This window comes from Pseudonocardia sp. Ae331_Ps2 (assembly GCF_001932405.1).
Taxonomy (GTDB): Bacteria; Actinomycetota; Actinomycetes; order Mycobacteriales; family Pseudonocardiaceae; genus Pseudonocardia.
The window spans coordinates 5,651,315-5,661,657 of record NZ_MCIM01000001.1 but is presented as its reverse complement, the minus strand read 5'-3'; the positions used below and the strand labels follow the sequence as shown (position 1 = coordinate 5,661,657).

Genomic DNA, 10,343 nt, shown 5'->3' with positions numbered 1-10,343 from the left:
TTCCCGCCGTGGCGGCGGTGCTTGCCCGACCACCACAGGTCGACCCCGGGGGTGAGGCCGAGCGCGCGGCACCGGTCGGTGGCGATCAGGGTGCCGTCGAGATTCACGTGGGTGTGCCCGGCTGTGCGGGCGGCGAGCAGGGCTCCGTGCAGGCCGGGTGCGGCCGCGGCGAGGACGTCGATGCCTTCGTGCAGGTAACGGTAGGCCGTTGCAGTGCTGATCGCGTTGTCACCGGCCAAACATCGGACCCGGGTAGCATCACAGAACCAGCGGATCACCAGCACTGCCTGGGCGAACGGGGTCAACGCCCGCCGCCGGGTGCCACGTCGACGGCGTTGAAGGACCAGGAGCCGCGCCAGATAGGCCACGGTGCGCTCCCCGATCGGGAGGACAGCGGTGTAGGTGACAGGATCAGACATGCAGGACCTCGGTGACGGTGTCGATCTGTGCTGGACCGAACCGATCTACCGGGGTCCTGCCCCGTTCCCGCTCATCTCACCACCCTCGGCGTGTCGCCACGACCTGCCACCCCGCTACTGAGAACACCTCACTGTCTCTGGATCTACTGCGGCGACGACTGGCCCGGCATCATCGACGACGTCCGGGCCGCCACCGCGGCGGTCCTCCCGGGCGCCTCGGTCTCGACGACACCCAGGGCCGGGTCCACGGCGGTGAAATGCTTCTCGCGGCACTGGACCTGCCTGTTCCCCCAGCACGGCCCCGGAATGAAGCACACCCGCCCGATCCGACTCGAACCGTGGCAGCGCGCCGTCGTCGACACCCGTCCCGACCGCTTCCTGCGTGGCCTGTTCCATTCCGACGGCTGTCGCACCACGAACCGGGTCCGCGCCGTCCTCGCCGACGGTTCGGTACGTGAGTACTCCTACCCGCGCTGGTTCTTCGACAACACCTCCGAGGACATCATGCGGCTCGCCGAGGGGGCGCTCGACCTGCTGGGGATCGCGCACCGCCGGGCCCGGCGCACGTGTCTGTCGGTGGCCAGGGCCGACGCCGTCGCCGAGCTCGACGCCGCGATCGGACCGAAGACATGATCGGGTCGCACCTGCCCGATCGGACGGGTAACGCGGTCGACCGGGCGTGTTTCCGCACACGAAAGGCCGAAGTGGCTCGGCTGCTGCCCCGGACCGCCGGTAGCGTTGGCCGTCCGGACACCCCGGACACCCCACCGACCGATGAAGGAGTTCTCCGGTGACCGACAACGTTCCCGCAGAGACGCCGGCCGAGGACGGCCCGCAGCCCGGGTGGCGGGTGCTGGTCGTCGAGGACGAGGCCCTGATCCGGATGGACCTGGCCGAGATGCTCTCCGAGGAGGGCTACCGCATCGCAGGTGAGGCCGGCGACGGCGAGGCCGCCATCACCCAGGCCCGCGAGCTGAAGCCCGACCTGGTGATCATGGACGTCAAGATGCCCAAGAAGGACGGCATCGAGGCGGCGTCGACCATCGTCGAGGAGAAGATCGCGCCGGTCGTCATGCTGACCGCGTTCAGCCAGCGCGAGCTGATCGAGCGCGCCCGCGACGCCGGCGCCATGGCCTACCTGGTCAAGCCGTTCGCCCGGCACGAGCTGGTCCCGGCCATCGAGCTCGCCGTCTCCCGGTTCGCCGAGAAGAAGGCGCTCGAGGACGAGGTCGCGAGCCTGAACGAGCGCTTCGAGACCCGCAAGGTCGTCGACCGGGCCAAGGGCCTGCTCATGACCGCGCAGAAGATGTCCGAGCCCGAGGCCTTCCGCTGGATCCAGCGGACCGCCATGGACCGCCGCACCACGATGAAGGCCGTGGCCGCGGCCGTCGTCGAGGGACTCGCCCCGGCGAAGACCTCCTGAGGCCCGGCGGCGGTCGACCACCGCCGCCCGGCACCGTCGCACCGGCCCCGTCGCGCACCGCGCGACGGGGCCGTCGTCGTGCGTGCGGGCTCCCCGGCGCGGGCCCCGGTCCGGCCAGGACCGTCGTACGCCACGGGGTGTCGTTCCCCGTTTCGATGCACCACGACACGGTTCAGGTAACCGAAAGTGCCCGTCCGGGCACCCGAAAAGATCCACTTGTGTCACGCTGGTGTCGCCGCATCACATTCCTGTCACGAGTGGTGATGATGTCCCTTCTCCTGGTTCGGGCGTACTACTTTTCCGCCATCCTCCCGCGCTGCTTCGGGCGGGCGGAGAACCGAAGGGGACTCGAATGACGCGAACGACGTGGCGACTCGCCGCCCTTGCCGGGGCGGCGTCGCTGGTACTGGCCGGATGCGGTGGTGGTGGGGACACCGGTTCCGGCGGGGCCACCGGCGGCTCCGAGGAGCCTGCCGCCGCGGGGCCGGCATGCACCCCGCCGCAGGCCCAGGCGACCGGCAACCCGAGCACCGCGCCGCTGAAGATCGGCTCCCTGCTGCCGGAGACCGGCAGCCTGGCGTTCCTCGGCCCGCCCGAGTTCGCGGGGGTCGACGTGGCGGTCAAGGAGATCAACGGCGCCGGGGGAGTCCTCGGCAACCCGATCCAGCACCTGCGCGGTGACTCGGGCGACGACACCACCGACATCGCGAACCAGACCGTCGACCGGCAGCTCGGCGCCGGCACGCAGGTCATCGTCGGCGCGGCCGCGTCGGGCGTGTCCAAGCTGGTGATCGACAAGATCACCGGTGCCGGCGTGGTGCAGTTCTCGCCCGCCAACACCTCCGACGAGTTCACCTGCTGGCAGGACCGCGGACTGTACTTCCGGACGGCACCGCCGGACGTCCTGCAGGGCCAGGCACTCGCCCAGCTGATCACCTCCGACGGTGGCCAGCGGGTGGCGCTGCTCGCCCGGAACGACCCGTACGGGTCCGGTCTGGCCGACAGCACCGAGCGCAACCTGGTCTCGGCCGGCATTCCGCAGGACCAGATCACGAAGATCATCTACGACCCGAACGCCGCATCGTTCAACCCGGAGATCGACCAGGTCGCGCAGTTCAACCCGGATGCGATCGCGGTGATCGGCTTCGACGAGTCCAAGCGGATCCTGAGCCGGATGAGCGAGGTCCAGATCGGCCCGGCCCAGAAGTCCGTCTACGGCACCGACGGCAACATGGGCAACGCCCTGGGCGAGGGTCTGCCCGCCGGACTGCTGAACGGCATGAAGGGCACACTGCCCCTCACCGAGCTGTCCGGTGACTTCCGGCAGCGGCTCACCGCGCAGGACCCGAGCCTGACCGACTTCAACTACGCGGCCGAGTCCTACGACGCCGTGGTGGTCTCGGCGCTGGCCGCCGAGGCCGCGAAGTCGACCAACGGCGCGGACATCGCGACCCAGATCATCGGGATCACCAAGGACGGCGAGAAGTGCACCACCTTCGCCGCCTGCAAGGCGATCCTCGACCGGGGCGGTGACGTCGACTACGACGGCGCCACCGGCACGCTCGACTTCACCGCTGCGGGTGAGCCGGGCTCCGGTTCGTACGGTGTCCAGACCTTCGACGGTCAGAACAAGATCTCGGACAACGTCACCTACGTCCGGGTCGGCGCCCAGAGCTGATCCGCGGCACGACGGGCGAGGGGCGGACCGGCAACGGTCCGCCCCTCGTGTCGTGTCCGGGCCCGTGGTGACCGGTCAGGTCACTTCTTCTCGCTGCTCCCGGCCAGGGTGCCCAGGTAGAGCTCGATGACCTTCGGGTCGTTCAACAGGTCGCGACCACCGGCGGTGTAGGCGGCGCGGCCCTGGTCGAGCACGTAGCCGCGGTCGCAGATCTGCAGGCAGCGGCGGGCGTTCTGCTCCACCATGATGACCGAGACGCCGGCCGCGTTGATCTGCTTGCAGCGGACGAACACCTCGTCCTGCAGCATCGGGGACAGCCCTGCCGACGGCTCGTCGAGCAGCAGCACCGACGGTTCCATCATCAGCGCCCGCCCCATGGCGACCATCTGCCGCTCGCCGCCGGACAGCGACCCCGCCTTGATCTTGCGGCGCTGCCCCAGCATCGGGAACAGGTCCGCGACGACGTCGAAGCGCGCCGCGAACGACTTCGGCCGCAGGAACACCCCCATCTGCATGTTCTCCTCGATCGAGAGCGAGGGGAACACGTTGTCGCGCTGCGGGACGTAGCCCAGACCCCGGGTGACCAGCGCGTGCGCCTTGGCTCCGGTGATGTCGGCGTCGCGCAGCCGGACCGTGCCGCTGCGCACGGGGATGAGCCCGAACATGGCCTTGAGCAGCGTCGACTTCCCGGCGCCGTTCGGCCCGATGATCCCGACGATCTCACCGTCGCGCAGGAAGAAGTCGCTCCCGTTGAGGATGTCGACCCCCGGCACGTACCCGGCGACCAGCGAGTCGACCCGCAGGACGGCGCCCTCGGCGAGCCCGCGGTGGACCTCGGTGGTGGCCGCGCGCTCCGGTGTCATGACGTCCTCGGCGCCGGATTCCCGCTCGCTCATGTGCGCTTCCCCTCCTGGCCCTGGTGGGCCGGACCGGTGCCGTCCTCGCGCAGGCCGCCCTCGAGCTCGGCGGCCTCCATCTCGGCGACGATCTCCGCGGTCTCGCCGACCGGGTTGCCGTCCTCGTCGAATTCGAGGACCTGGTCGTGGTGCGAGCCGAGGTAGGCGTCGACGACGGCCTGGTTCGACGACAGCGCCGACGGCGGCCCCTCGGCGATGACCTGCCCCTGGGCCATGACGACGACCCAGTCGGAGATGTCGCGGATGACGTCCATGTCGTGCTCGACGAACACCACGCTCATGCCCTCGTCGCGGAGCGACTTCACGTGGCCCAGCAGGCTCTGGGTCAGCGCCGGGTTGACCCCGGCCATGGGCTCGTCGAGCATGACGACCTTGGGATCCATCATCAGGGCCCGTGCCATCTCGAGCAGCTTGCGCTGTCCGCCGGACAGCGAGCCCGCCAGGTCCTCGGACTTGGCGTCGAGCTTGAAGCGGGCCAGCAGCTCGCGGGCCTGCTCGGTGATCCGCCGCTCCTGGGCGCCCCAGCCGGTGAACAGCGCGCCGAGGAAGCTCTCGCCGCGCTGACCGACCGCGCCCAGCTTCATGTTCTCCAGCACCGTCATGCCCGCGAGGGCCTTGGTGAGCTGGAAGGTGCGGACGACGCCCTTGCGGGCCACCCGGTGCGGCGGCAGCTTCTGCAGCGGGCTGCCGTCGTAGACCCAGGAGCCAGTGTCGGCCCGGTCGAAGCCGGTCAACAGGTTGAACAGCGTGGTCTTGCCGGCGCCGTTCGGGCCGATGAGGCCGGTGATGGCGCCGCGCTGGAACTCGAGGTGGGCCACGTCGACGGCCTTGAGGCCGCCGAAGGTGCGGGTCACGCCGTCCACGGTGAGCACCGGGTCCGGCTTGGCGACGCCCGGTTCCGGGGCGACGCCGGTCAGTGTCCGGCCGGTCTCGGTCTCGGTCCGTCCGGCGGTCGGGTCGTCAGCGGCCATCGCTCAGCACCTCCCTGCGGCGTCCGAAGATGCCTTGTGGTCGGAACACCATCATGAGGCCCAGGAACAGGCCGACCAGCACGAAGCGGATCGCGCCGACGTCCTGGGAGGAGATGAACGGCAGCAGCGGTGCGTCCCCGGCCGTGGCCTGACGCAGGAACGCGTCGGCCACCGAGAGCAGGAACCAGAACACCATCGCGCCGATCACCGGCCCGAAGACCCGGCCCGCCCCGCCCAGGATCAGCGCGGCGTAGGCGAAGAAGGTCTGCGGCGGGGAGTAGAAGTCCGGCGTCAGCGACTGGGTCGCCAGGGCGAACACGATGCCGCCCAGCGCGCCGAAGACCCCGCCGAGGGCGAGCGCCTGCATCTTGTAGGCGAAGACGTTCTTGCCCAGCGCGCGGGCGGCGTCCTCGTCCTCGCGGATCGCCTTGAGCACCCGGCCCCACGGGCTGCGCACGAGCAGCCAGGTGAGGAGCACGCACAGCGCGACCACGGTCCAGCCGACGACGATCGCCCACAGGTCCGGCCCGCGCAGCGACAGCACCCCGAAGTCGTAGGTGCCGGTGCCGAACGGGTTGGCCCTGGCGAACGAGTCGGCGAACCCGGTCAGGCCCTGGGTACCGCCGGTGAAACCGGTCTGCGAGGTCGAGCGGGTGATCAGGCGCAGGATCTCCGACGCCGCGATCGTCACGATCGCGAGGTAGTCCGCGCGCAGGCGCAGGGTCGGGATGCCCAGTACGAGCGCGAGCGCGACACCGCAGGCCATGCCGATGATCACGCCCAGCCACAGCGGGGCGCCGTAGTTCGCCACCGAGATGCCCATGCCGTAGGCACCGACCAGCGCGAAGCCGATCTGGCCGAAGTTGAGCAGCCCGGTGTAGCCGAAGTGGATGTTGAGTCCGAGGGCCAGCAACGCGAAGAAGATGGCCGAGGGGCCGATCAGCTGTGAGAGCCCGACCGTGAGGAGCTGTCCGAAGTCGATCATGTCTGCCCCCTCAGCCGATCCGTGCCCGGGACCCGAGCAGGCCCTGCGGCCGGAACACGAGGATCACGATCAGCACGGCCAGTCCGCCCAGGTACTTGAGGTCCAGTGGCAGCACGACTGCACGAGGATGCCGACGATCAGGCAGCCGAGCAGGGCGCCGTAGGCGGTGCCGAGCCCCCCGAGGATGACCCCGGCGAACATCAGCAGCAGCAGGCGGAAGCCCATCTCGTACTGGACGGTCGAGGACAGCTCCGACAGTGCGAAAAGCACACCGCCGAGCGTGGCCAGCGCACCGCCGAGCATCCAGACGAACAGCACCACCCGGTCGACGTTGATGCCCGACGAGGCGGCGAGGTCGCGGTTGTCGGAGACCGCGCGCATCGCCTTGCCGATCCGGGTCTTCTGCAGCAGCAGCGCGACCGCGACGAGGACGACGATCGCGATCACGATCGCCGACAGGTCCTTGTCGGTCAGCGCGATCGGGCCGTAGTTGCGCACCGTCTGGCCGGTGTAGTCGGCGAAGGACTCCGACCGGCCGCCGAAGATGATCAGCACGAGATAACGCAGCGCGATCGACAACCCGATGGAGACGACGAGCTGGGCGATCAGGCCGGCACCGCGCCGGCGCAGCCGTCGCCAGATCCCGAGCTCGTTCGCGGCGCCCAGCAGGGCACCGATGAGCATCGCGACGATCGTCGCGGGGATCAGTTGGACGCCGCCGCCGACGTTGATGAACCAGGCGATGACGGCGCCGATGGTGACCATCTCGCCGTGTGCGAAGTTCGTGAGGCCGGTGGTGCCGAAGATCAGCGACAGGCCGACCGCGGAGATGCCGATGACCAGGCCGAACCGGATGCCGTCGACGAGCAGCCGCAGGAAGGTCGCGAACCCGCCGGTGGCGGCGCCCTCGACCTCGGCGCCGAAGCGGAACACCACGGTGTTCAGCGATCCGGCGGTCACCTCGCGGGTGGTCTCGCCCTGCAGGACCTCGGTGCCGGGCGGCAGCGAGGCCTCGTCGAGCCGGAACAGGTAGGAACCGGCGCCGGGGACGGTCAGGGTCCAGCGGCCGTTCGCCTGGGAGCGGGTCTCACCGGCTGGCGCACCGTCGCGCTCGGCGGTGATGCGCACGTTCGGCAGCGGCTGGCCGTTCTGGTCCCGCAGCGTGCCGCTGACGTCGATGCCGTCCGCCTGCTGGAACGGGGCGACGGCGCCGGGGGAGGCCGGTGCGGGGTCGGTGGGAGCGGTCGCGGCGGCGGCCGTCCCGGACAGGGTGAGCGCGCCCAGCAGGGCGATGAGCAGGCCCACCAACCACCGGGCGGTCGTGGGGATCGGGGAGTGCCGCGACGCACCGACGGGCGGGGTGACCGCGCGGTCGGTGCGCGGTCGGCGCGGGAGCGGATGTGGTGACAACGTTCGTCCTCGTGGGTCGTCGGACACGACTCTGTGCGACACCCTGATGGGTGATTGAGGGCGAACGTAGCCGAGGAGAGAACTGGTACCTCCGTCTCGGACGAGGACGTAGCCGAGACGTAACGCGACGGGACCTGCCGGGCGCCCGTGGCGCCCCGCAGGGCGGAGGTCAGGCCACGGGCGGTCGGTTGTCGCGGTGCAGGCAGGTCAGCTTCGCGGTGCAGACGCGGCGGCCCTCGTCGTCGACGAGGACGATCTCGCTGGTCGAGGTGGTCCGCCCGATGTGGACCGGCCGGGCGGTGCCGGTGACCCAGCCCGAGGTGGCCGAACGGTGGTGGGTGCAGGCCAGCTCCAGCCCGACCGGGAACCGTTCGGGCAGCGCGTGCATCGCGGACAGGGTGGACCCGAGGGTCTCGGCGAGCACGCCGCTGGCGCCGCCGTGCAGCAGCCCGTAGGGCTGACGGTTGCCCGCGACCGGCATGCGGCCGACGACCTCGTCGAGGCCGACCGCGAGGATCTCGATGCCCATCCGGTCGTTGAGCTGTTCCAGGGCGTACTCGGAGCTCAGCTCCGGCAGCTGGTCGGGGGTGATCGGCACCCGTCGACCTTACGTCGGCCCGTGGCCGCGGACGACGGGGCCGCCGCGGGTGTCCCGGGCTGCGCGGACGGTGCCGCCCGGCCGTGCGGGCCTCGTCACACGGGAGGCGTGCGGCGGCGTGCATGCTTGTCCGTGCGGACCCGTTCACCGATCTTGGTCGGTGAGACGCCGACCGAGGGAGACCCTATGGCGAACGACAGCAGGCCGACCGCGGCCCAGGCGTGGCAGATGATGCTGGAGGGCAACGGCCGTTGGCAGCGCGACGAGCGCGAGGACCCGCGTCGGTCCGCCGAGGAGCGCGCCGCCGCGGTGGCGGGTCAGACCCCGGCCGCGATGATCCTGTCCTGCTCGGACTCGCGGGTGCCCGCCGAGCTGGTGTTCGACCTGGGTCTGGGGGACCTGTTCGTCGTCCGGACCGCGGGCCAGGTCGTCGACGACGCCGTGCTCGGCACGCTGGCGTTCGGCGCCGGGGCGCTGGGCATCCCACTGCTGGTGGTGCTCGGCCACTCCCAGTGCGGTGCGGTGAAGGCGGCCGTGTCGGTCGCCTCCGGGCAGCCCGCGCCGGCGCCGTCGACGCTGGGCGCCCTGGTCGGCGACATCGTCCCGGTGTGCGAGGGCTCCGGTGAGGCCGCGGTGGCCGGCGCGGTCGACGCGAACGTGCGCCGGGTGGTCGCCCAGCTGACGGCCGACCCGTCGCTGTCGGGGGCGGTCTGCAACCACCACCTCACGATCGTCGGCGCCCGCTACGACCTGGAGACCGGCGCGGTCCTGGAGGTCTGACGACCCGGCCGACCCTGACGACCGACTCGGCCGACTCGGCCGGCTCAGCCCGGTCGGTGGGTCACGAGGATCGCGGTGCCGGGGAACAGCGCGCCGCGCAGCGGCGACCACTGCCCCCACACCCGCTCGTGGCCCTCCGGCCACTCCGGCTCGACCAGGTCGTCGAGCACGAGCCCGGCGGCGACGACGTCGCGCACCCGGTCGCCGAGGGTGCGGTGGTGCTCGACGTAGGTGGCCCGGCCGTCGCCGTCGACCTCCAGGTAGGGGGTCCGGTCGAAGTAGGACTGGACGACGGTGAGCCCCTGCTCGCCGGGGTCGTCGGGGAAGACCCAGCGCATTGGGTGGTTCACCGCGAACACCCAGCGCCCACCGGGTCGCAGCACCCGGGCCACCTCCCGCATGACCCGACCCGGGTCCGCGACGAAGGGGATCGCCCCGAACGCCGAGCAGGCGTGGTCGAAGGTGGCGTCGGCGAACGGCAGGTGCTCGGCGCCGGCCTGCACGAGCGGCACGGGCAGTCCGAGCGCGGCGTTGAGCCGGGCCGCGTGCCGCAGCATCCCGCCGGAGACGTCGAGCGCCACCGGGTGCGCTCCGCGGCGGGCGAGCCACCGGCTGCACGGGGCCGAGCCGGCACCGACCTCCAGCACCCGCTTCCCGACGAGGTCGGCGGGCGGGCCCAGCAGGCCTGCCTCGTCCTCGTGCAGGTTCTCCGGGCACCAGACGAACGCCTCGTCGCCGATGTCGGAACCGTGCTCGGCCAGGTAGTCGTCGGCGTCGGCGTCCCACCAGCGGCGCCCGGCCGCTTCGGACTCGGCGCTGCCGACGCGGCGCCGGGCGACGCCCGTGGTGCCCACGGCGTCCTCGGCGGAGAAGTACTCGTCGCGGCTGCTCATGACCACCCGATCGTCGCAAGCGCGGGTGGTCCCGCAGATGGCGGACCCGCATTGCCGGGGGGTTCACGGGCCGCGTAGCATTCTTTCCGGACCGTGGTCAACGTGTCGGCCGACCGCGCGGCGCCACTCCAGCGCCGGTCTCGCGGACGTCCGTGCACCGATGTTCCCGACCACGGGAATCGACGCCAGAGGGTGACTGTTACAACGTCACAGCTACACGTACCAGAACCGGGGCGCACTGCTGCAGCAGAGCCGACCGGGCCGACCAT

General features: G+C 71.2%; 10 protein-coding genes and 1 pseudogene. 4 read left to right on the top strand and 7 right to left on the bottom strand.

Annotation, left to right across the window (positions count from 1 at the left end):
• Positions 1-419, bottom strand: a pseudogene (locus Ae331Ps2_RS33645) (IS5/IS1182 family transposase); the annotation flags it as partial.
• 90 nt (positions 420-509) lie between these two features.
• On the opposite strand from Ae331Ps2_RS33645, the gene Ae331Ps2_RS31495 reads away from it, so the two are divergent.
• The 3 genes from Ae331Ps2_RS31495 (at position 510) to Ae331Ps2_RS26425 (ending at position 3,520) form a co-directional block, all read left to right on the top strand.
• The gene (locus Ae331Ps2_RS31495; RefSeq protein WP_139318698.1) at positions 510-1,052 is read left to right on the top strand and encodes a helix-turn-helix domain-containing protein; all 543 of its coding nucleotides are present in this window, start codon (positions 510-512) and stop codon (positions 1,050-1,052) included.
• Positions 1,053-1,209: 157 nt separating this feature from the next.
• The gene (locus Ae331Ps2_RS26430) at positions 1,210-1,842 is read left to right on the top strand and encodes an ANTAR domain-containing response regulator (protein ID WP_075305803.1); all 633 of its coding nucleotides are present in this window, start codon (positions 1,210-1,212) and stop codon (positions 1,840-1,842) included.
• A gap of 352 nt (positions 1,843-2,194) precedes the next feature.
• Entirely contained in the window at positions 2,195-3,520 is a 1,326-nt protein-coding gene (locus tag Ae331Ps2_RS26425) for an ABC transporter substrate-binding protein (RefSeq protein ID WP_075305805.1), read from the top strand.
• 80 nt (positions 3,521-3,600) lie between these two features.
• Here Ae331Ps2_RS26425 and Ae331Ps2_RS26420 read toward each other — a convergent pair whose 3' ends face one another.
• The 5 genes from Ae331Ps2_RS26420 to Ae331Ps2_RS26400 form a co-directional block, all read right to left on the bottom strand.
• On the bottom strand, positions 3,601-4,416 hold the full coding sequence (locus Ae331Ps2_RS26420) for an ABC transporter ATP-binding protein (protein ID WP_020622842.1): 816 nt from the start codon (positions 4,414-4,416) through the stop codon (positions 3,601-3,603).
• On the bottom strand, positions 4,413-5,408 hold the full coding sequence (locus Ae331Ps2_RS26415) for an ABC transporter ATP-binding protein (protein WP_083696035.1): 996 nt from the start codon (positions 5,406-5,408) through the stop codon (positions 4,413-4,415). Before Ae331Ps2_RS26415 ends, Ae331Ps2_RS26420 begins: the two co-directional genes overlap by 4 nt.
• Positions 5,398-6,393, bottom strand: a complete 996-nt coding sequence (locus Ae331Ps2_RS26410; RefSeq protein ID WP_020622844.1) for a branched-chain amino acid ABC transporter permease — start codon at positions 6,391-6,393, stop codon at positions 5,398-5,400. Before Ae331Ps2_RS26410 ends, Ae331Ps2_RS26415 begins: the two co-directional genes overlap by 11 nt.
• A 69-nt stretch (positions 6,394-6,462) precedes the next feature.
• The gene (locus Ae331Ps2_RS26405) at positions 6,463-7,803 is read right to left on the bottom strand and encodes a carboxypeptidase regulatory-like domain-containing protein (RefSeq protein WP_212611713.1); all 1,341 of its coding nucleotides are present in this window, start codon (positions 7,801-7,803) and stop codon (positions 6,463-6,465) included.
• Positions 7,804-7,972: 169 nt separating this feature from the next.
• Entirely contained in the window at positions 7,973-8,401 is a 429-nt protein-coding gene (locus tag Ae331Ps2_RS26400; protein WP_020622846.1) for a PaaI family thioesterase, read from the bottom strand.
• Positions 8,402-8,587: 186 nt separating this feature from the next.
• Between Ae331Ps2_RS26400 and Ae331Ps2_RS26395 the strand changes: the two genes are divergently transcribed.
• Positions 8,588-9,181, top strand: a complete 594-nt coding sequence (locus tag Ae331Ps2_RS26395) for a carbonic anhydrase (RefSeq protein ID WP_020622847.1) — start codon at positions 8,588-8,590, stop codon at positions 9,179-9,181.
• A gap of 44 nt (positions 9,182-9,225) precedes the next feature.
• Here the strand turns inward: Ae331Ps2_RS26395 and Ae331Ps2_RS26390 are convergent, their stop codons facing one another.
• Positions 9,226-10,074: a class I SAM-dependent methyltransferase gene (locus Ae331Ps2_RS26390; protein ID WP_075311654.1), complete on the bottom strand. Its 849-nt coding sequence runs from the start codon at positions 10,072-10,074 to the stop codon at positions 9,226-9,228.
• Between the last annotated feature and the right edge of the window lie 269 nt (positions 10,075-10,343).

Bases quoted from the DNA above. Each gene is read 5' to 3' on its own strand.
- Ae331Ps2_RS26425 (WP_075305805.1), top strand. From the start codon at position 2,195: ATGACGCGAACGACGTGGCGACTCGCCGCCCTTGCCGGGGCGGCGTCG.
- Ae331Ps2_RS26420 (WP_020622842.1), bottom strand. From the start codon at position 4,416: ATGAGCGAGCGGGAATCCGGCGCCGAGGACGTCATGACACCGGAGCGC.
- Ae331Ps2_RS26415 (WP_083696035.1), bottom strand. From the start codon at position 5,408: ATGGCCGCTGACGACCCGACCGCCGGACGGACCGAGACCGAGACCGGC.
- Ae331Ps2_RS26410 (WP_020622844.1), bottom strand. From the start codon at position 6,393: ATGATCGACTTCGGACAGCTCCTCACGGTCGGGCTCTCACAGCTGATC.
- Ae331Ps2_RS26395 (WP_020622847.1), top strand. From the start codon at position 8,588: ATGGCGAACGACAGCAGGCCGACCGCGGCCCAGGCGTGGCAGATGATG.
- Ae331Ps2_RS26390 (WP_075311654.1), bottom strand. From the start codon at position 10,074: ATGAGCAGCCGCGACGAGTACTTCTCCGCCGAGGACGCCGTGGGCACC.